At 65.9% G+C, this 21,238-nt stretch carries 14 protein-coding genes, 1 tRNA gene and 2 riboswitches; of the genes, 10 read left to right on the top strand and 5 right to left on the bottom strand.

Annotated elements, in window-relative coordinates:
- Positions 1-371: 371 nt before the first annotated feature.
- From L5014_RS16520 to L5014_RS16510, 3 genes are all read right to left on the bottom strand, one after another.
- Entirely contained in the window at positions 372-1,313 is a 942-nt protein-coding gene (locus tag L5014_RS16520; RefSeq protein WP_238464807.1) for an aldo/keto reductase, read from the bottom strand.
- 291 nt (positions 1,314-1,604) lie between these two features.
- Entirely contained in the window at positions 1,605-3,770 is a 2,166-nt protein-coding gene (locus L5014_RS16515; RefSeq protein WP_238464806.1) for a phosphocholine-specific phospholipase C, read from the bottom strand.
- Positions 3,771-3,833: 63 nt separating this feature from the next.
- The gene (locus L5014_RS16510) at positions 3,834-4,289 is read right to left on the bottom strand and encodes a hypothetical protein (protein ID WP_238464805.1); all 456 of its coding nucleotides are present in this window, start codon (positions 4,287-4,289) and stop codon (positions 3,834-3,836) included.
- Positions 4,290-4,349: 60 nt separating this feature from the next.
- On the opposite strand from L5014_RS16510, the gene L5014_RS16505 reads away from it, so the two are divergent.
- Entirely contained in the window at positions 4,350-5,258 is a 909-nt protein-coding gene (locus L5014_RS16505) for a LysR family transcriptional regulator (protein WP_238464804.1), read from the top strand.
- A 98-nt stretch (positions 5,259-5,356) separates the two neighbouring features.
- Here L5014_RS16505 and L5014_RS16500 read toward each other — a convergent pair.
- Positions 5,357-5,432: transfer RNA gene (locus tag L5014_RS16500), tRNA-Arg, on the bottom strand.
- 378 nt (positions 5,433-5,810) lie between these two features.
- Here L5014_RS16500 and L5014_RS16495 point away from each other — a divergent pair.
- Positions 5,811-6,719: a c-type cytochrome gene (locus L5014_RS16495; protein WP_238464803.1), complete on the top strand. Its 909-nt coding sequence runs from the start codon at positions 5,811-5,813 to the stop codon at positions 6,717-6,719.
- Positions 6,720-6,890: 171 nt separating this feature from the next.
- Here L5014_RS16495 and L5014_RS16490 read toward each other — a convergent pair whose 3' ends face one another.
- A complete protein-coding gene (locus L5014_RS16490; RefSeq protein ID WP_238464802.1) occupies positions 6,891-8,981 on the bottom strand; it encodes a UvrD-helicase domain-containing protein in 2,091 nt (696 codons plus the stop codon).
- 401 nt (positions 8,982-9,382) lie between these two features.
- Between L5014_RS16490 and L5014_RS16485 the strand changes: the two genes are divergently transcribed.
- The 8 genes from L5014_RS16485 to L5014_RS16450 all read left to right on the top strand — a co-directional run bounded on the left by L5014_RS16485 (position 9,383) and on the right by L5014_RS16450 (position 20,921).
- Positions 9,383-10,432, top strand: coding sequence for an oxidoreductase (locus tag L5014_RS16485; RefSeq protein WP_238464801.1), 1,050 nt, complete (start codon positions 9,383-9,385; stop codon positions 10,430-10,432).
- A 280-nt stretch (positions 10,433-10,712) separates the two neighbouring features.
- Complete coding sequence (locus tag L5014_RS16480; protein WP_238464894.1) at positions 10,713-11,078, top strand: hypothetical protein; 366 nt, start codon at positions 10,713-10,715, stop codon at positions 11,076-11,078.
- Between the two features lie 65 nt (positions 11,079-11,143).
- Positions 11,144-11,259, top strand: a riboswitch (glycine riboswitch).
- Between the two features lie 56 nt (positions 11,260-11,315).
- Positions 11,316-11,447: riboswitch (glycine riboswitch) on the top strand.
- A gap of 89 nt (positions 11,448-11,536) precedes the next feature.
- Positions 11,537-12,655 carry a glycine cleavage system aminomethyltransferase GcvT gene (gene gcvT, locus L5014_RS16475; RefSeq protein ID WP_238464800.1) on the top strand — a complete coding sequence of 373 codons (1,119 nt, stop codon included), beginning with the start codon at positions 11,537-11,539 and terminating at the stop codon, positions 12,653-12,655.
- Positions 12,656-12,736: 81 nt separating this feature from the next.
- Positions 12,737-13,117, top strand: a complete 381-nt coding sequence (gcvH, locus tag L5014_RS16470) for a glycine cleavage system protein GcvH (protein WP_238464799.1) — start codon at positions 12,737-12,739, stop codon at positions 13,115-13,117.
- Positions 13,118-13,213: 96 nt separating this feature from the next.
- Positions 13,214-16,198 carry an aminomethyl-transferring glycine dehydrogenase gene (gene gcvP, locus L5014_RS16465; protein WP_238464798.1) on the top strand — a complete coding sequence of 995 codons (2,985 nt, stop codon included), beginning with the start codon at positions 13,214-13,216 and terminating at the stop codon, positions 16,196-16,198.
- Between the two features lie 353 nt (positions 16,199-16,551).
- Complete coding sequence (locus L5014_RS16460) at positions 16,552-17,598, top strand: alginate lyase family protein (RefSeq protein WP_238464893.1); 1,047 nt, start codon at positions 16,552-16,554, stop codon at positions 17,596-17,598.
- A gap of 98 nt (positions 17,599-17,696) precedes the next feature.
- Positions 17,697-19,085: an L-serine ammonia-lyase gene (locus tag L5014_RS16455; RefSeq protein ID WP_238464797.1), complete on the top strand. Its 1,389-nt coding sequence runs from the start codon at positions 17,697-17,699 to the stop codon at positions 19,083-19,085.
- Between the two features lie 111 nt (positions 19,086-19,196).
- Complete coding sequence (locus tag L5014_RS16450; protein WP_238464796.1) at positions 19,197-20,921, top strand: thiamine pyrophosphate-binding protein; 1,725 nt, start codon at positions 19,197-19,199, stop codon at positions 20,919-20,921.
- Positions 20,922-21,238: the final 317 nt, after the last annotated feature.

Raw genomic sequence — 21,238 nt, 5'->3', positions numbered from 1 at the left:
GGCGCAAACGGCAAAACCCGTTCACGCACCGGCCCTCCGGTCGTTCGCCACGATGGGGCGTAACGAGAGGCAAGGCGGCCACGGAGGCCGGAAAAGAGAAGTAGGGGGTTCACAGCGGAACGCGATCAGGTCGACCTTGCTGCAACACACCTGACCGCCGGTTTGCGGCCGCCAACAGTAACGAACACGGCAACAAAACAGGCAAAGATCTCAATTCACTCTCAATGATATCAGGAAAAGATCTCACCAGCCAGGCTTTCTTGATTCTACTCAGACACTTGCGTGACGGCCCCGCCCAACGGGACCGTCACATACCTTCAGGAGTCCTGGATGAGCGCTTTTCGCACCAGTCCGAGGCGAGATCGAGGATTTTAAGCGCTGGCGTCGTTGAGCGCCTGGATGTCCGCCGGGTCGAGCTTCAGGCGCACTGCCGCCACGAGACTATCGAGTTGCTCGAGCGACGTCGCACTCGCGATCGGCGCTGTGATGCTCGGCCGCGCGATCAGCCACGCGAGCGCCACGGCCGCCAGCGAGCTGCCATGGCGTCCGGCCACGAAATCGAGCGCCGCGAGAATGCGCACCCCACGATGGTCGAGATAGCGCTCGACGCGCGAGCCGCGCGTGCTCTTCGCGAGATCTTCGCGCGAACGATACTTGCCCGACAGAAAGCCGCTTGCGAGGCTGTAATAGGGCACGACCGCGAGCTTCTGCGCGAGTGCCACCGGCTCGATATCGGCCTCGTAGGCCGCGCGGTCGTACAGGTTGTATTCGGGCTGGACGATCTGATACGCGGGCAGTCCGGTCTTGCGCGCAAGCGCGAGCGCTTCCTCGATGCGCGCGCCCGTATAGTTCGACGCGCCCACCACACGCACCTTGCCCGCTTCAATAAGACGCTGGTACGTGCCGAGTGTCTCCTCGAACGGCACCTTCTGGTCGTCCTCGTGCGAGAAATAGACGTCGATGTAGTCGGTTTGCAGGCGGCGCAGCGAGTCTTCCACGGCCGCCTGAATATTCGCGGCCGAGAGGCCGGGGCGGCGCGGGTCCTTCGCCACCTTCGTTGCGATCACCACCTTTTCGCGCTTGCCGCTTTTGGCGAGCCATTTGCCGATGACGGTCTCCGACTCGCCGCCCTGGTTGCCGGGCGCCCAGGCCGAGTAGACGTCCGCGGTATCGATGAAATTCAGGCCGGCGTCGGTGAACGCATCGAGAATCGAGAACGAGGTGACCTCGTCGGCGGTCCAGCCGAACACGTTGCCGCCGAACATGAGTGGTGCGACCTGCAAGGCCGAAGTGCCGATCCTGCGTAGTTCCATGATTGCTCCTATGTCGGCCAGAGTTAGTGCTTCAGCACTTACTCGGGTCCCATGCAGAGCTGTCGGCCAGAGCGGGTGCGAAAGCGCAAAGGGTTGAGCATACGCCCGCTCGCGCGATGCCGCAGCGCGTCGCGCCGTTACGGACATGCGCCCTGCCGCATAGCGAGTGCCCGCTCCGGCACTCGCGCAAAATTGCTGCCGCAAATAGAAAAACCGCGTGGCCGGGATCGCACCGGTCACGCGGCATTGCTGGCGCCACGCGCCAATCAGCCAATCAGCCAATCAGTTCAATCAGCCCTTCACCGGCCCCGGGTCGCTCTGGCTCGGCCGGCCCGTCTCGAGATGGCCCGCAAAGCGGCGCACGACTTTGTCTGACGCGCCGCCTACCGTCGTCGCCGAGATATTCAGGTCGTACCAACCATGGCTCGAGCTGAGCTCCCAGTGGTCCTGCATCGTCTGGCCGGCTTGCACCGTGTACTGGCGTGAGTTGGCGTTGCTGTACGCGTTGTCGACGCTCACGCTGCACGCAGCGGCGCCCGTGTTGCGCAGTTCGAGATACACGTGGCGATTGCGCACGTCATAGCCGATGCGCGCCTCCGGGCTCGCGTGGTGGCCATCGGTCGCGATTTGCACGTTGCCCTGGAATTCGCACAGGTATCCGTTCGGGCCGTAGACCGCGAGATGGTACGCACCCTGCGCAGCCGTCGTGCTCCAGTAATCGGAGAGTTGATCGCGCGCCGCGACCGTGTAGCGGCGCGGCGGATTAGCTGCGTTCAGGCGGTCGTAGACGTAGAACGCCGCGCCTGCCGCACCGCTGTTCGCGAAATCGAGCCACAGATTGCCGTCATGGCCGCTCACCCGGCTGTGAACGAACACTTCGTAGGGCAGCGCCCGCGCCGGGCGCGCGCCGGGCTCCTGCGCCGGCATGCTCTGCTGCGCGGGCACCTGATACGCCTGGCCGGCCGTCTGAATGTGCTTAGGCACCGCGAAGCTCACCGTCGACGTGTCCGGCTTGCCGGAGAAGTCGAACGCGGACGTGAGGTCGCCGCAAACCGAACGGCGCCACGCGCTGATATTGGGCTCCTGCACGCCGAAGCGCGCCTCCAGAAAACGCAGCACCGACGTGTGATCGAACGTCTCCGAGCATACCCAGCCGCCCTTCGACCACGGCGAGATCGCGATCAGCGGCACGCGCGGGCCGAGGCCGATTGGCTGGACGCCGCCAGGATCGGCGCCCGGGATCAGCGGCCCCATCTCCTGCGGATACCGGCCGAGGTCGAGGAATTCGTCGCCGATATTCGAGAGCAGGCTCGACGACATCATCCCCTGGCCGTTCGGCCCGCTCATGAGCGGCGGCACCGGCGGCACGACGTGGTCGAACAGGCCGTCGTTCTCGTCATAGTTGAGGATGAACACGGTCTTCGCCCACACGTCCGGGTTCGACGTCAGCGCCTCGAGAACCATGTTGATGTAGAACGCGCCGTCGGTGGGCGACGCGGACGGATGCTCGCTGTACTTGTACGGCGCGACGATCCACGACACCTGCGGCAACTGGTTCGCCTGCACGTCCGCCTTGAAGCCGGCAAGCGTGCGGTCCGACGCGCCCTTGTCGACGAGCGGGCCGCTCGCGCCTTCCTTCACCTGGAACTTCTTGAAGAACATCAGCGAGTTGTCGGTGTAGTTGTCGGTCGGGTCGCCCGGAATGCCGGTGCCGCCCTGGTACACCTTCCAGCTGACGTTCGCGTTCTCGAGACGCTCGGCATACGTCGTCCACGTGTAGCCGTTCACGTCGTCGCGCTCGCCGATGCCGGGGCCGTTCGGCGGATTGCCGTAGACGTTGCGCGGGTCGATCGTGCCGGTCCACAGGTAGATGCGGTTCGGTGCGGTATCGGCGTGCGCGGAGCAGTGGTACGCGTCGCAGATCGTGAACGCATCGGCGAGCGCGTAGTGATACATCACGTCCTCGCGCTTCAGATAGCCCATCGTCAGCACGTCCTGCTTCTGGTTCACCCACTGGTCCCACTGGCCGTTGTTCCACGCAAGGTGGCCGCTGCTCCAGCCGTGGTTCGTGCCCGGCTGGAATTCGGTCGTCTGCTTCGGATCGAGATAGAACGGCAGCACATAGGGCGCCGACGGGCTCAGACCGCGCGCGTGGTAATGCGACGTCTGCACGGACGCGGGCGGCTGCTGCCAGACCGGCGCGCCGCTCGGGAGCAGATGCGGGCGCGGATCGTTAAAACCGCGCACGCCGCGCAAGCCGCCGAAGTAATGGTCGAACGAGCGGTTCTCCTGCATGAAGATCACGACGTGCTCGACGTCCTGAATCGTGCCGGTGCGCGTCGCGGCGGGCATCGCGAGCGCCTTGCGGATCGCGGGCGGAAAGCCCGCATAGGCAGCCATCGCGCCGGCCGAGTGGGCAGCAAGGCGCAGGAAGTCGCGTCTGTTTTTCGACGACATGGGAAATCCTGTTGTTATGGGGAGGAATCGGAAGGAAAGGAAACGGAGAATGCGCTCTGCGAATCAGTGCGCGCCGCTCGCGCCGGAGCCGGGCGCCCAGTGCATGTCGGGCGCGCCCGGCGGGTTGTCTTCGGCGCTCGCATTCGCGCTGGCGCCCGCCATCTGCTGGCTGCTCAGTTGATTGCTCATCTGGTTGCTTAGTTGGCTGCTCTGCTGGCCGCTCATCTCGCCGGCTTGCTGGCTGTTTTGCTGACTGCGTGTGCCTGGCGAAGCCGCCGAGCCGTCGCTATCGTTGCCGCCGCACGCGGCAAGCGCGAGGGAAAGGAGAAGCGCAGCCCAGACGGCGCGCGAATCGATTCGACGCATGAGGATCGGTCCGTGGATAACGAATGCAGCCATTAACGCATTGGCGAATGTCCTGGCAGTGACCGGTTCCATCAGGTTTCTTTCGGTGTACCTCAGCTTTTTTGTTTGAAGCTTTGCTGGACGTTTTGCCTGCTCGACGGGCGCGCGCGTCATGCGGCGGACACATCGGCCCATTACGCTGACGCGCGGGTGTGCAGGAAAAGAGGCAGGACTTTGTTCGATCAGCTAAAGGCGTTCCACGCGACGGTCCGGCAGGGCAGCATCACGCGTGCGGCGCGGCACCTCGGCGTGAGTCAGCCGACCATCGCCGCGCAGATCCGGCAGATCGAGCAGCTATACGGCGTCGAACTGTTCTACCGCAGCGGACGCCGCCTCGCGGTCACCGAAACCGGCGTCGCGCTCTTGCCGGTCGTCGAGAAGATGATCGAATTCGAGGCGCAGGCCGACATCATGCTGCGCAACGTCGGCGGCCTGTTCGAAGGTCAATTGCGGATCGGCGCGACGGGACCTTACTACATCATGGACGCGATCGGCCGCTTCTCGAAGGCGCACCCAGCGATCGCGCTCACCTGCCGGATCGGCAATTCGGAAGACATCCTCAATGCGCTGCACGAGTTCCACATCGACCTCGCGGTGTCGTCGCAGCGTAACGATGCGGATGGGTTCGAGCGGCGCGTGATCTCGAGCGATCCACTCGTGCTCGTCGTGCATCACAGCCATCCGCTTGCGCGCCATGAAGCGATCGACGCCGAACGGCTTGCCGACGTGCGTCTTTTGATTCGCGAAGCGGGATCGGTCACGCGCCGTTGCACCGAGGAGATTCTTGCGAAGGCGGGTGTCACACCGGCTTCGGTCGCGGAGATCGGCAGCCGCGAGGCCATTCGCGAAGCGATCCTGCACGGCGTGGGCGGAAGCATTTTTCCGCGCGGCGAGGCGGAGCGGCATCCAGATATGCGCGTGATCGCGCTGCGCGACGTCGATACGACGATCGACGAATACGTTTATTACCTGAAGGCTCGCCGGCAAAGTCCGGCGATTGACGCGTTTCTGGCTTGCCTCGTGCCGCAGGGAGAGGGGCTGGGACGGGTGATGGGAGTGCTTGAGGCGTCGGTGGGGTGTTGAGGGGGACGCTCTGAAAGGAGTCCCGCGCCCCGAATCCCGCGTCGAATCTGCCGAAGGGACTTGTTTTGTTTTACGGGGATCTACGCGAATCTTGTCGGTGGCGCGCCCGGCTGGGATCGAACCAGCAACCCCTGCCTTCGGAGGGCAGTACTCTATCCATTGAGCTACGGGCGCATATGCATCGCTTGTTAAGCGAAAGCGCCGCCAGCCAGACCGCAGAACACGGCGATAGCAGCGCTGTAGAGTCCGAGAGAATACCCGGTTTCGATGACGACGTCCACCGCGCGCCCTTGACGGACGCGCCCGACGCCCAACGCCGCTAGCCGCCGATCGACCGAGCCCGCCCCAAGATCCGTCACCATTTACCAGAATGCGATCCCAATGTCCGCCGCTGCGCTGCACCACCTCGGGTAAACGCCCGCTGAAGAGCCCTCGCCCGTGGCAACCGGCCGCCAAACCTTGTGTTTATAATCTTCCGTGTTTGATCCATCACAAGGCTGTTGCCGTCCTGCTGTACCGCTCACCACAATACCAACGGGAGACGAGACAAGCATGAGCGAAGCACCCCACGGAGCCCCGATCAAAACGCCCGGCCAGTTGATCGCCGCTGTCATTGCCGGGTTTGCTGTCCCCATCGTCATCATCATTCTGCTCGCTTATTACGTCGACAACACGACGCGCACTGGCGCGGGCACCGATGAGCTCTCCACGCAGCAGGTCGCCGCGCGCATCGCGCCGATCGCCCAAGTATCGGTGCACGACGCCAACGCGCCGCGCGTCTACAAGACGGGCGAGCAGGTCTATCAGGCCGTCTGCGCGGCGTGTCACGCGAGCGGCGCTGCGGGCGCGCCCAAGTTCGGCAATTCGGGCGACTGGGCGCCGCGCATCTCCCAAGGCTTCGACACGCTCCTGAAAACGGCGCTCTCGGGTAAAGGCGCCATGCCGCCGCGCGGCGGCACGAGCCCCGACGACTACAGCGACTACGAAATCAGCCGGGCGATCGTCTACATGGCGAACCACGGCGGTGCAAACTTCCAGGATCCGCCCCAGCCCGCGCCGGGTGCCGCTCAAGGTGCATCGGCGGCCGCGAGCGCTGCGCCGGCTTCGGGCGCCGATGCAACCGCCAGCGCGCAAGCTGCCGCCGCCGCAGCGGCCATCGCCGCGATTCCAAAAGAATCCTCCGCGCCGGCCGCAGGCGGTGCGGGCCAGAGCGCCGACGCCTCGCAGGCGGGCAAGGCGCTCTATCAGCAGGTCTGCCAGGCGTGCCACGCTGCCGGCGTGCTCGGCGCGCCGAAGTTCGGCAACAAGGACGACTGGGCGCCGCGCCTGAAAGATCCGATGGACAAGGTCTACAACTACGCGCTGCACGGCAAGGGCCAGATGCCGCCCAAGGGTGGTTCGAGCGCCACCGACGACCAGGTGAAGGCCGCCGTCGACTACATGGTGAACGCGGCAAAGTAGGTGCTCGCTCATGTGCGCCGATGTGCCGCCGATGTGTCGTCAATGTGCCGCCAGTGCACCGGCGGCATAAGGCATAAAGCACAGGCACCGGACGCACAAGACAAAGGGCTGCATCTCGCGATGCAGCCCTTTTTGTTCCCCAAGCCATAGCAGCAGAGAGCCCGCCCGCGCTCAGCCCTTTTGCAGCAACGCCTTCAGGCTCGCGAGCCGATCCTTCGGCGACATCGGCGCTTCTTCGGGCGTGGGCGGCGGCGCATCGTCCAGCCCCATCTCGGGGATAAAGCGCGACGCCTCGCACACCACGGTTTCGCGCGCCCGCTTGCGCTTCTTGCACCAGTTCAGATGCAGGCTGCGCTGCGCGCGCGTGATCGCCACGTACATGAGGCGGCGCTCTTCCTCGATGCGCGCGTCGTCGATCACGTCGTCCTCGGAACCACCCCGGTGCGGCATGATTCCCTCTTCCACGCCCACCAGGAACACGTGTGGATACTCCAGCCCTTTCGATGCGTGCACGGTCGAGAGGCGCACCGCGTCCGGGTCCTCTTCCTTGCCTTCGAGCATCGACATCAGCGCCACGGTCTGGATCAGGCCCATCAGGTTTTTGCCGGTGTCGGCGAGACCGTCGGCGTTGTCATAACCCGTGGCTTCGCTGTCCTCGCCGATTTCTTGTTCAGGCTTCGTGCCCTTGCGCTTGAGCCACTCCAGGAACTCCAGCACGTTCTGCCACTTCGACTGCGCCTGGCGCTCGTCGAACGCATCGTAGAGATACGCCTCGTAGTGGATCGCTTCCATGAGGTCGTCGAGCACGACTGTCGCCGGATCCTTGTGCGCGCGCTCGGCGAGGCGCTGCATGAAGTCGCAGAACACGCGCATCGGCTCGACCTGGCGCGCCGATAGCCGCGCCTCGATGCCGCCCATATACACAGCCTCGAACAGCGACACCTTCGCTTGTCCCGCAAACGAACCGAGCGCTTCAAGCGTGGTGTTGCCCACGCCACGGCGCGGCGTGGTGATCGCGCGGATGAATGCGGGGTCGTCGTCGTGGTTGGCGATCAGGCGCAGGTACGCGCAGAGGTCCTTGATCTCGGCTTTGTCGAAGAACGACTGGCCGCCCGAGAGCACGTAGGGAATGCGCTCGCGGCGCAGCACCTGTTCGAAGATGCGCGCCTGGAAGTTGCCGCGATAAAGAATTGCGTAGTCGCGGAACTGCGCGCGGCGCTCGAACTTGTGCGCGGAAAGCCGGAACACCACCGACTCGGCCTCGTGCTCCTCGTCGTTGCAGGGCGTGACGGAGATGGTGTCGCCCATACCGTGCTCGGACCACAGCTTCTTCTCGAAGAGCTTCGGGTTGTTGGCGATGACGTTGTTCGCCGCCGTGAGGATGCGCACCGTCGAGCGATAGTTCTGCTCGAGCTTGATCACATGCAGCTTCGGGAAGTCCTTGCCGAGCTGCGCGAGGTTTTCGAGCGTGGCGCCGCGCCAGCCGTAGATGGCCTGGTCGTCGTCGCCCACGGCCGTAAACGCCGCGCGCGGGCCCGCCAGCAGTTTCAGCAAGGTGTACTGGCAGGCGTTGGTGTCCTGATACTCGTCGATCAGCAGATAGCGCAGCTTGTTCTGCCAGCGCTCGCGCACCTGCTCGTTCTTCTCGAAGAGCTCGGCGGGCAGGCGGATCAGATCGTCGAAGTCGACGGCCTGGTACGCGTGCAGCGTGGCCACGTAGTTGCGGTAGACGATGGCAGCCTGGTGCTCGTCCTCGTTCGATGCGGTGGCGAGCGCCTCTTCGGGCATCACGAGGCCGTTCTTCCAGAGCGAGATGATCGACTGGATCTTGCGGATAAAGCCCTTGTCGGTCGAGCCCACCTGCTCCTGGATCATGGAGAAGCAGTCGTCGGCGTCCATGATCGAGAACTGGGGCTTCAAGCCCAGATGCTCGGCTTCCTGGCGCAGGATCTGCACGCCGAGCGAGTGGAACGTGCAGACGGTGAGCTGGTTCACCGGCACCTTGCGGCCTTCCTTGCCGGGCGTGGTGAGCGTCTTGCCTTCGAGCAGCTTGCCCACGCGCTCGCGCATTTCGGCGGCGGCCTTGTTGGTGAAGGTGACGGCCGCGATATGGCGCGGCTCGAAGCCTTTCGCTTCGATCAGGTGCGCGATCTTCTGCGTGATCACACGCGTCTTGCCGCTGCCCGCGCCGGCGAGCACGAGACAGGGACCGTCGAGATAGCGCACCGCTTCGCTTTGAGCGGGATTCAGGCCTGCGGACATCGTTGCTGGATTGGAAAAACGGGTGGTACGGCTGGGAAGCGTGCGGGCTTTCGTGCTTTCGTGACGCCGCGGCTTCGGATCAAGGCGGGCGTTGCACGGCAAGCCGCACGGCGCGAGGCGCGCGAAACTTCGCAGCGGCCTCTCACGCGAGAGGTGCGATGTTAACACGAGGCGGCTGCGCGCCGATGCGGCCCCGACGCGATCCACTCGCCCGCCCCGTGAACGGTGCCGAGCCATCACGGCACGCCTGCGCGCCCGCATCTGTCCCCGCCCGTCGCCACGAGCAGCCGTGCAACACGCCTGCCACGCGTGCCACAATGACGGGCCCCGTGACGGGCCCCCGCCACCCGCGGCAGCGGCCCGTGCCGTGCCGCTTCATTGCTGGAAAGAGGACGCGCTTCATGACTGCACCGCTGCAAATCGGCCTGATGGGCTACGGCTTCGCCGGCCAAACCTTCCACGCCCCCGTGATCGCCCATAGCGGCGCCGCCACGCTTGCCGCCATCGCGACAAGCCAAGCCGAACGCGCGCAGGCCGACTACCCGGACGCCGCAATCGTCCCCGACCTCGACGCCCTGCTCTCGCTCGACGCCATCGAATGCGTGGTGATCGCCACGCCCAACGACACGCACTACGAGCTTGCACGCCGCACGCTGGAGCGCGGCAAGCATGTGCTCGTCGACAAGCCGGTCACGCTCAGCGCCGAGGAAGCGCGCACGCTCGCGGCGATCGCGAAGCAGCGCGGCCTCGTGTTCGCGCCGTTCCACAACCGCCGCTGGGACGGCGATTTCCTCACCGTGCGCGAGCTGCTCGCGAACGACACGCTCGGGCGCGTCACGCACTTCGAGTCGCATTTCGACCGCTTCCGCCCGCAGGTTCGCCAGCGCTGGCGCGAGGACGCGACGCGCGGCGGCGGCCTGCTCTACGATCTCGGGCCGCATCTGATCGACCAGACGCTCGCGCTTTTCGGCGCGCCCGAGGCGGTCACGGCGTTCGTCCACACGCGCCGCGACAACGCCAGCGCACCCGACTACGCGCATCTCGTGCTGCGCTATCCGGGCCACGACGCCGTGCTGCACGCGAGCGCGCTGGCCGCGTTTGCGCCGCGCTTCGTCATTCACGGCACGCGCGGCAGCTACCTGAAGAACGGGCTCGATACGCAGGAGGATCAGTTGAAGGCGGGGCTGCGTCCGGGCCAGCCCGGCTTCGGCGACGGCAATGATGCGGGCCGCCTGCACGCACTGGCTGCGGATGGCACGGAAGCCGAAACCGAAGTGCCCAACGCCGCCGGCAATTACGCGGATCTCTATCGCGCGCTGGCCGCCGCGATCCGCGATGGCGAGCCGTTCCCGGTGAGCCCGCAGGACGCCGTCGACGTGATGAGCATCATCGAACTCGCCACGCAAAGCGCCGCCGAAGGCCGCACGATTGCGTTCACACGCGCGGCTTAATCAAGTAAGCAAGTAAGACGAGCCGCCCCGGGCGGCGGCACGAGTCATCGCGACTTTGCCGGCCCCGGGTGGCGGGCCTTGCGCTCGATGCCCGAGCGCAGTCCGCCCTTGTATCTTGCGTCTGCGCGACGCGGCTGAAAGGTCTGAACAAACGGTTACAAGTGCGCACCGCGCCCAGGTCATCGGGCGGTGCGCACGACACGTTTTCCGACGAGCGACGTGAAAAATACAGCAACAACGCCCCGAAGCCGTGACCACAAGGAGAGTCTCAATGACCCGTTTGAACCGTGCCATCCGCTACGCCGCTGCTGGCGCGCTCGTCTCGATACTCGCCGCGTGCGTGGTCAACCAGCCCGCGCCCCCGCGCACCGTCGTCGTGAATCCCGGCCCGAATCCGCATGAAGTGGCCGTGGACCGTCTGCATCAGGTCGACGGACGCATCGATAACCTGGGCCGCCGCATCGATCTGCGCGTGAATCAGGGCTACTATCCGCCGCCCCAGGGCGCCGCGCTGCATCATCGCCTCGACACGATCCGCGGCGAAGCGCACGACATGGCGAGCCAGCACGGCGGCGGCATCTCCGGCGACGAACAGCACGTGCTGAACCAGGAACTGGATACAGCGGCGCGCGCGATCGGAGAATAAGCCGCCACGGCACCTGCCCCCGATTTTTTCCGCATTGACACACCCACAGGCGTCGCGCACAATCGCTGCGCGCGCCGGGAGAGCGCGCCGTTTGTCGCACCCCGCCATTGAGCGAGTGCAATGCGCGGCGCCGCCGAAGGGGCAACCCACAAACTCTCAGGCAAAAGGACCGTGCGCGCCGGACCGCTGAATCGCCCTGCTGCGTGCCTTTGCGCGCAGCGTTCGAAACGGCATGAAGTCCGCAACTCTGGAGAGCGGCAGTAGAACGGCGGCGGAAAAGTAACTCCGGACGTTCAAGCTGCCCACCGAAGGGGCGCGCGCCGGCATGCTCGGCGCAATCTCTCAGGTATCGAGGACAGAGGGGCCATGCAAGAACCGACCCCAGGCATAGTGCCTGTGGCGTTTCCTGCATGGCCTTTTTCGTTTTCGCGCGATTTTTCGTGACCGCCTGAGGCCCCATGACCGAACTCAAACGCACCCCGCTGAACGACTCGCACCGCGCGCTCAATGCCCGCATGGTCGACTTCGGCGGCTGGGACATGCCCGTCAACTACGGCTCGCAGATCGACGAGCATCGCGCCGTGCGCACCGACGCCGGCATGTTCGACGTCTCGCATATGTGCGTCGTCGACTTCTCGGGCGCGAAAGCGCGCGAATTCTTCGCCCGCGCGCTCGCCAACAACGTCGCCAAGCTCACAACAGCGGGCCGCGCACTCTACTCGTGCATGCTGAACCCCGAAGGCGGCGTGATCGACGACCTGATCGTCTATTACTTCGCCGACGACGTATTTCGCACCGTGGTCAACGCGGGCACGGCCGAGAAAGACATTGCCTGGTTCGAGAAGCTCAACGCCGAAGGCGGCTTCGGCCTCACCATCACGCCGCGCCGCGATCTCGCGATCGTCGCCGTGCAAGGCCCGAATGCGCGCGAAAAGGTCTGGCAAGTCGCGCCCTCCTCGCGCAGCGCCACCGAAATCCTCAAGCCCTTCAACGCCGCGAAGATCGAAGCCACGCCATTCGGCGAGCTGATGGTCGCGCGCACGGGCTACACCGGCGAAGACGGCTTCGAAATCGTGCTGCCCGCCGTTGCAGTGTGCGAATTCTGGGACGCCTTGCAGCGCCAGGGCGTGAAGCCCTGCGGCCTCGGCGCGCGCGACACGCTGCGCCTCGAAGCAGGCATGAACCTCTACGGCCAGGACATGGACGAGCACGTCTCGCCGCTCGACGCGGGCCTCGCCTGGACCGTCGACATGAAAGAGCCGCGCGACTTCGTCGGCCGTGCCGCGCTGGAAGCCAATGGCTCGCGCATGGCCTTCGTCGGCCTGATCCTGCAAAAGGAAAACGGCAAGGCGGGCGGCGTGCTGCGCGCGCACCAGAAGGTGCTCACGTCGCAGGGTGAAGGCGAAATCACGAGCGGCACGTTCTCGCCGACGATGCAGGAATCCATCGCCTTCGCGCGCGTGCCCCAGGGCGTGCAGCCGGGCGACGTCGTGCACGTGCAGATCCGCGACAAGGCCCTGCCTGCAAGCGTGGTAAAACTGCCCTTCGTGCGCAACGGCAAGGTGCTCGCCGCCTGATCCACGAAGATCCGCGAAGACTCGAGCCACGCACGCCCCCCTCTTTCAAGCCATAACGAACCACGCACTGGAGCAACCCCTATGAGCATCCCGGCCGATCTGAAATACACCGAATCGCACGAATGGATCCGCACGGAAGCCGACGGCACGCTGACCGTCGGCATCACCGACCACGCACAAGAAGCGCTCGGCGACATCGTCTTCCTCGAACTGCCTGATGCGGGCCGCGCCGTCACCGCCGGCGACGCCGTTGCCGTGATCGAGTCGGTCAAGGCCGCCTCGGACATCTACGCGCCGGTCTCGGGCGAGATCGTCGAATCGAACAGCGCGCTCGTCGACACGCCCGACCAGGTGAACGGCGCCCCGTACGAGTCGTGGCTCTTCAAGATCAAGCCGGCCGCCGACGCCAAGCTCGACGCGCTGATCGACGCCACCGCCTACCAAAAGGCCATCGGCGCCTGATTGGGCAAACCCCGCTGGCACCCCGTCTCAACCGCAAAGGCGCGGCGGCGGGCGTGGCCTGAAAAGTCCACGCCGCCCGCGCCCGCAGGAAATCCTATGAAGCTCGAACACCCGGATCGTCTGATGAACACGCCGCTTTCGGCTCTTTCGCTCGCTGTACTTGAAGCGCACGACGCCTTCGCCGCCCGCCACATCGGGCCCGACCAGGCCGACCAGCAAGCGATGCTCGACACGCTCGGCTTCGCCTCGCGCGCCGCGCTGATCGACGCGGTCATCCCGGCCGCGATCCGCCGCAAGGACAAGCTGCCGCTTGGCCCCTTCGGCGAGCCGCGCTCGGAAGCCGAGGCGCTCGCCGCACTGCGCGCGCTCGCAGACAAGAACCAGGTGTTCCGCTCCTATATCGGGCAGGGCTACTACGACACGCACACGCCGGCCGTGATCCTGCGCAACGTGCTCGAAAACCCGGCCTGGTACACGGCCTACACGCCGTACCAGCCGGAAATCTCGCAGGGCCGCCTCGAAGCCCTGCTGAACTTCCAGCAGATGATCGTCGACCTGACGGGCCTCGCGATCTCGAACGCGTCGCTGCTCGACGAAGCCACCGCCGCCGCCGAAGCCATGACGCTCGTGCAGCGCGTGGGCAAGTCGAAGTCGAACGTGTTCTTCGTCGCCGACGACGTGCTGCCGCAAACCATCGAAGTGGTGAAGACGCGCGCGAAGCCGATCGGCATCGAGGTGAAGGTCGGTCCCGCCGCTGAAGCCGCCAGCGCTCAGGCCTTCGGCGTGCTGCTGCAATACCCGGGCGTGAACGGCGACGTGCGCGACTACCGCGAACTGGCGGCCGCCGTCCACGCGGCCGGTGGCTCGGTGATCGCCGCCGCCGACCTGCTCTCGCTCACGATGCTCGCGCCGCCGGGCGAATGGGGCGCCGATGTTGCCGTGGGCAACTCGCAGCGCTTCGGCGTGCCGATGGGCTTCGGCGGCCCGCACGCCGCGTATCTCGCGGTGAAGGACGAATTCAAGCGCCAGATGCCGGGCCGTCTCGTTGGCGTGACCGTCGACGCTCAAGGCAACCCGGCGCTGCGCCTCGCGCTGCAAACGCGCGAACAGCACATCCGCCGCGAAAAGGCCACCTCGAACGTCTGCACGGCGCAGGCGCTGCTCGCGATCATGGCGAGCATGTACGCGGTCTATCACGGCCCGCAGGGCCTCAAGCGCATCGCGCAACGCGTGAACCGCGTGGCGGCGATCGTCGCGGCGGGCGCCAGGCAACTCGGCTACACGCTCGTGAACGAGTCGTTCTTCGACACGCTCACGGTCGAAGCCGGCGCGCGCACCCAGGCGCTGCACGACGCGGCGCTCGCGCGCGGCATGAACCTGCGCCGCGTGAGCGAAACGCGCGTGGGTGTGTCCGTCGACGAAACCACCACGCGCGCCGATCTGGCCGACCTGCTCGCCGTGTTCGCGCAAGCCGCGTTCGCGAGCGATGCGCCTTCGGTCGACGCGCTCGACGCCGCGCTCGCTTCACAGCCCGCGCAAGAGACGGTGACGTTCCCGGCCGCGCTCGTGCGCGAAAGCGCGTACCTCACGCATCCGATCTTCAACCGCCATCATTCGGAAACGGAAATGCTGCGCTACCTGCGCAGCCTGGCCGACAAGGACCTCGCGCTCGACCGCTCGATGATCCCGCTCGGCTCGTGCACGATGAAGCTCAACGCCACGTCGGAAATGCTGCCGGTCACGTGGCCCGAGTTCGGCCGCATCCACCCGTTCGCGCCCGCCGAGCAAACCGTCGGCTATCGCGAGATGGTTGATCAGCTCGAGCAGATGCTGGTGGCCGCAACGGGCTACGCCGCCGTCTCGCTGCAACCGAACGCGGGCTCGCAAGGCGAATATGCGGGTCTGCTCGTCATCCACGCGTACCATGAGTCGCGCGGCGAAGGCCACCGCAACGTCTGCCTGATTCCCGCTTCGGCGCACGGCACCAACCCGGCTTCGGCGCAGATGGCCGGCATGCAGGTCGTGGTGGTCGCATGCGACGCGCAGGGCAATATCGATCTCGCCGACCTCAAGGCCAAGGCCGAGCAGCACTCGGCCAGGCTCGCGGCGATCATGATCACCTACCCCTCGACGCATGGCGTGTTCGAAGGCAACGTGCGCGAAGTCTGCGAGATCGTGCACGCGCACGGCGGCCAGGTCTACGTGGACGGCGCGAACATGAACGCAATGGTGGGTCTCGCCGCTCCCGGCCAGTTCGGCGGCGACGTCTCGCACCTGAACCTGCACAAGACCTTCTGCATTCCGCACGGCGGCGGCGGCCCGGGCGTCGGCCCGGTGGCGGTGGGCGCACACCTCGCGCAATTCCTGCCGAACCAGCTTTCGTCGGGCTACAAGCGCTCGACCGACCAGGGCAATGGCATCGGCGCGGTGAGCTCGGCGCCCTACGGCTCGGCCTCGATCCTGCCGATCTCGTGGATGTACATCGCGATGATGGGCGCGGCCAACCTCGCCGCCGCAACGGAAGCCGCGATCCTCAACGCGAACTACGTCGCGAAGAAGCTCGCGCCGCACTTCCCGGTGCTCTATAGCGGCCCGGGCGGGCTCGTTGCGCACGAGTGCATTCTCGACCTGCGCCCCATCAAGGACGCGAGCGGCATCACGGTCGACGACGTCGCCAAGCGCCTGATGGACTACGGCTTCCACGCGCCCACCATGAGCTTCCCGGTGCCGGGCACGCTGATGGTCGAGCCGACCGAATCGGAGTCGAAGCAGGAGCTCGACCGCTTCATCGACGCCATGGTTGCGATCCGCGAAGAAATTCGTGCCGTGGAAGAGGGCCGCGCCGACAAGGAAGACAATCCGCTGCGTCATGCGCCGCATACGGCGGCGGTCGTGGTCGCCAACGACTGGCAACACGCCTACTCGCGCGAGCAGGCGGCGTATCCGGTGGCATCGCTCGTCGCGCAGAAGTACTGGCCGCCGGTCGGTCGCGCCGACAACGTCTATGGCGACCGCAACCTGTTCTGCTCGTGCGTGCCCGTCAGCGAATATGCGAGCGAGCAAGCCGGGCAAGGCGAATAAAACGCCTCCGTTCGCCCCGCCCAACCGGCCCAACCGGCCTGCACAGCCGCCGCGCGCTCCGCGAGGAGCCGCGGCGGCTTTTGCGCGCCGCACATTTGCCGCCGCAAACCCGCGCCAAACCGTTAACATCACACACCTGTCAGCCTTGAATCAGGGAGTCGCGCATGGCGCGGAAGGTGGGAACGGCCTTCGTCGGGCATGCCCCGGCGGCAACGTGGGCCATGAGCGCGTCGGGCCAGCACGCGCGCGGCGGCGCACGCACATTCGAAGCGGCGTTTGGGCCGGTGTCCAGGCCAACTTCGGCACGGCGGCGAAGCCCCGGCCGCACGCTCGCCACGGCCTGGCTGGTCGGCATGGGTATTGCGGGTCTGGGCGTAACGAATCTCGCCCATGCGGCCATGAACTTCTGCGCGGCGCCCGCGCTGCAAACGAGCGAGCGCACCAATTCCGACCCGGGCGTGAAGGTACTCGTGGCCGAGGTGCAGTCGCACGTGAACGATGCGCCACATCCGCTTGCGAAGCTGCATACGGAAGGCACGCTCCCGCACGAGGGCATTTACGACCAGAGCGTGGAGGCCGAGAAAGAGCTCGATTTGATGCGCAACGCGGCGCTCGCCTGGCGCGCCACGAGCGACGACCGCTATCTGAAACTCGTCGACCGCTTTCTGCTCGCGTGGGTCACGACCTATCAGCCGAGCTTCAACCCCATCGACGAAACGCACTTCGACGGGCTGATTCTCGCCTACGACATGACCGCGAGCGCGCTGCCCGTGAAGACGCGCAACGCCACGATGCTGTTCCTGAACCGGTTCGTGAACGGCTACATCAAGCAGGTGGATGCGCAGTCGCGCCCGCTCACGGGCACATTCGCGAACAACTGGCAGAGCCATCGGGTCAAACTGATAGCGATGACGGCGTTCACGCTCGACAACCGCAAGCTGATTGCGGCGGCGCAGCGATTGTTCATCGAGCATATCGGCGACAACATCGCGCCCGACGGCTCGACCCTCGATTTCACGGAGCGCGATGCACTGCACTACGTGATCTACGACTTGCAGCCGCTCGTGACGGCCGCGCTCGCCGCGCGCCGCCACAACCGCAACTGGCTGCCCGAGCGGGCGGCCAGCAGCGCGACGCTCGCGAGCGCGCTGAACTGGCTCACGCCCTATGCGATGGGCGAAAAAACGCACGAAGAATTCGTGCATTCGAGCGTGCCGTTCGACGCCAGGCGCCGCGAGGCCGGGTTGCCCGGCTACACCGGCGCCTGGGATCCGAAGAACGCCGCCGAGCTGTATCACCTGGCCGCCCGACTGGACGGCCGCTATACGCCGATTGCGCTGCGTCTCGCGCCCACGCCGCCCGCGTGGCTGGCCGTCTGTCTGCCGTTGCCGGCGCGCTGAAAGGCGCGCAGTGGTGGCGGTGAGTGCGGCGGCGAACAGAGCAGCAAAGCGCAACCGGCGCCCATTGAAACCGACTAGACGATGCAGGAGCAGTACCCATGGCAGTAAGCGTTTTCGATCTCTTCAAAATCGGCATCGGGCCGTCGAGCTCGCACACCGTAGGGCCGATGCGTGCGGCGCTGATGTTCGCCGAAGGACTCGAGCGCGACGGACTGCTCGCGTCCACCGCCTCCGTGAAGGTCGAGCTGTACGGCTCGCTCGGCGCCACCGGCAAGGGCCACGGCACCGACCGTGGCGTGATGCTCGGCCTGATGGGCGACGCGCCCGACACCGTCGACCCCGACACCATCTCCGAGCGCCTCGAAGCCGTGCGCGACTCGCGCCAGCTCGCGCTGCTCGGCAAACACCCGATCCCGTTCGTGCAGAAGGAGCACATCGCCTTTTATCGCCAGGCGCTGCCCGAGCATCCGAACGGCATGAAGCTGCGCGCGCTCGACGCGGGCGGCGCGACGCTGCGCGAGAGCACCTATCTCTCCGTGGGCGGCGGCTTCGTCGTCACTGCGGGCGCAGCCAACTCCAAGGTGCTGTCGGCCGTGCAGCAGTTGCCGCATTCGTTCCGCACGGGCGCGCAGATGCTCGCGCTGTGCGAATCGACGGGTAAGAGCATCGCTCAACTGATGCTCGAAAACGAGCGCGTCTGGCACAGCGACGAGGCTATCCGCTCGGGCCTGCTGCGCATCTGGGACGTGATGCAATCGTGCGTCTCGCGCGGCTGCGGCATCAACAACCCCGACGCCGAAGGCACGCTGCCCGGCCCGTTCCAGGTGAAGCGCCGCGCCGCGCAACTCTATCGCGCGCTCACCGGCAACCCCGAGCGCGCGCTGCAAGACCCGCTCTCGATGATCGACTGGATCAACCTCTACGCGATCGCCGTGAACGAGGAAAACGCCGCGGGCGGACGCGTCGTGACCGCGCCCACCAACGGCGCTGCGGGCATCATCCCGGCCGTGCTGCACTACTACGTGCGCTTCACGCCGGGCGCCAACGAGCAAGGCGTGATCGACTTCCTGCTCACGGCCGCCGCCATCGGCATTCTCTACAAGCTCAACGCGTCGATCTCGGGCGCGGAAGTGGGCTGCCAGGGCGAAGTGGGCGTGGCCTGCTCGATGGCCGCCGGCGCGCTCGCCGCCGTGCTGGGCGGCACGCCGCAGCAAGTGGAGAACGCCGCCGAAATCGGCATGGAGCACAACCTCGGCCTCACCTGCGACCCGGTGGGCGGCATGGTGCAGATCCCCTGCATCGAGCGCAACGCGATGGCCTCGGTGAAGGCCGTGAACGCCGCGCGCATGGCGCTGCGCGGCGACGGCGCGCACTACGTTTCGCTCGACTCCGTCATCAAGACAATGCGCGAAACCGGCGCAGATATGAAGACGAAGTACAAGGAGACGTCGCGCGGCGGGCTCGCGGTGAACATCGTCGAGTGCTGATGCGGCGCTGAGCGGGCTGTTGCGCTTGCGCCGATTCGTGCCGATCAACCTGACGTAAATCGGACGTAGATCGAACGTATTCACGTAACGAACGAAGGAGACTTGACCGTCATGCAGCAGCCGAACGATTCAGCCCGCGCTTCCGATTCCGCGACCGTCACCGGCGCGCGACTCGTCGTGGATGCGCTCGTCGCCAACGGCGTCCAGCGTGTGTTCTGCGTGCCCGGCGAGAGCTATCTCGCCGTGCTCGATTCACTCTCGGACGAGACCGCGCGCATCGACACCATCGTGTGCCGCCACGAAGCGGCGGCGGCCAACATGGCGGAAGCAGTCGGCAAGCTCACGGGCAAGCCCGGCATCGCGCTCGTCACGCGCGGACCGGGCGCGACCCATGCGGCGATCGGCGTGCACACGGCTTTTCAGGACTCCTCGCCGATGATTCTCCTGATCGGCCAGGTCGCGCGCGATCAGATGGACCGCGAGGCGTTCCAGGAAATCGACTATCGGCGCATGTTCGGGCAGATGGCAAAGTGGGTCGCGCAAATCGACGACGCGCGCCGCGTGCCCGAGTATCTGAGCCATGCGTTCCATGTCGCGACGTCGGGACGTCCAGGCCCGGTCGTGCTCGCGCTGCCCGAAGACATGCTGAGCGGCGCGATTCCTGCATCGGAAGCACAGCACACTGCGCCTGCGGCGCAACGCGTGCAGGCGTCGCCCTCGGCGGCGCAGATCGAACAACTGCGCACGCTGCTCGCGAATGCGAAAAAGCCGTTCGTGATCGCGGGCGGTCATGGCTGGACGCGTGAAGCCTGCGCAGACCTGCAACGCTTTATCGAGCACTGGCAGTTGCCGGTGGGCCTCGCGTTCCGCTTCCAGGACACGCTCAACAACGATCATCCGAACTACGCGGGCGACGTGGGCTTGGGCATCAATCCGGCGCTTTCTGCGCGCATCCGCGAAGCCGACGTGCTGCTCGCGCTCGGTCCGCGCCTCGGCGAAGCCACGACGGGCGGCTACGCGCTCCTCGACATCCCCAAGACGAAGCAAACGCTCATTCACGTGCATCAGGGCGCGGAGGAACTGGGCCGCGTCTATGCCGCCGATCTGCCGATCGTCTCCGGTCTGCCCGAGATCGCGGCGCAACTCGCGTCGCTGCCCGCGCCCGACGCACCCGCGTGGGCAGGCTCCGCTCAAGGCGCGCACGATGCGTATCTCGCATGGCGCGAGCCGCGCCCCATGCCCGGCGACGTGCAACTCGGCGAAGTCATGCAACAGTTGCGCGCGCGCCTGCCCGACGACGCGATCGTCACGAACGGTGCTGGCAATTACGCGACGTGGTTGCATCGCCACTTTGCGTACCGCAATTTTCGCTCGCAGCTCGCGCCCACCAGCGGCGCGATGGGCTACGGCGTGCCAGCCGCGATTGCGGCGAAGTCGCTCTTTCCCGAACGCGCCGTGGTCGCGCTCGCCGGCGACGGCTGCTTCATGATGTCCGCGCCCGAACTGGCGACGGCGATGCAGTACGGCCTCGCCGTCGTGTTCATCGTCGTGAACAACGGTCATTACGGCACGATCCGTATGCACCAGGAGCGCAATTACCCGAATCGCGTGCATGGCACGCAACTCACGAACCCGGATTTCGCGGCGTTTGCGCAGTCGTTCGGCGCGCATGGAGAGACTGTCACGAGCACCACGCAATTTGCACCCGCGCTGGAACGCGCGCTCAACGCGGGCAAACCGGCGCTGATTGAAATTCGCGTGACGAAAGAGGCGAGCACGCCTGGTGCTTCGCTGGAGCAGATTCGCGAGCAGGGTAGAAAGGCGCGCGGCGAGTGAGTCGATTGGAGTGCTGAATAAGCTCACCTTTTGTAGTGAGCAACTGCGAGAATCAGGTTCTTCATCCATTAGCGTGAAGAACCTGATCTATTCGTCATTAAACTCGTCTCACAGTGCGTCAGACCTGGCCCGCACTGTTCTCGAAACGGCATCCCACACCGCAACAGCCTCGTCGGTGGTCTTCCCAAGGAATTCCGGCGTGCAGGATATTCAGGATGCCGTTCAACGTGGCTCGCTTCATCAACCGCACGCCCATTGACCGCCTTTGGCGCGATGTTCGAATACGGAATCAACGGTTCCAACACGGCCCAAATCTA

Origin of the sequence: Paraburkholderia tagetis (assembly GCF_022213065.1) — a bacterium.
Classification (GTDB): Bacteria; Pseudomonadota; Gammaproteobacteria; order Burkholderiales; family Burkholderiaceae; genus Paraburkholderia; species Paraburkholderia tagetis.
This window is presented reverse-complemented; position numbering and strand designations above follow the sequence as displayed.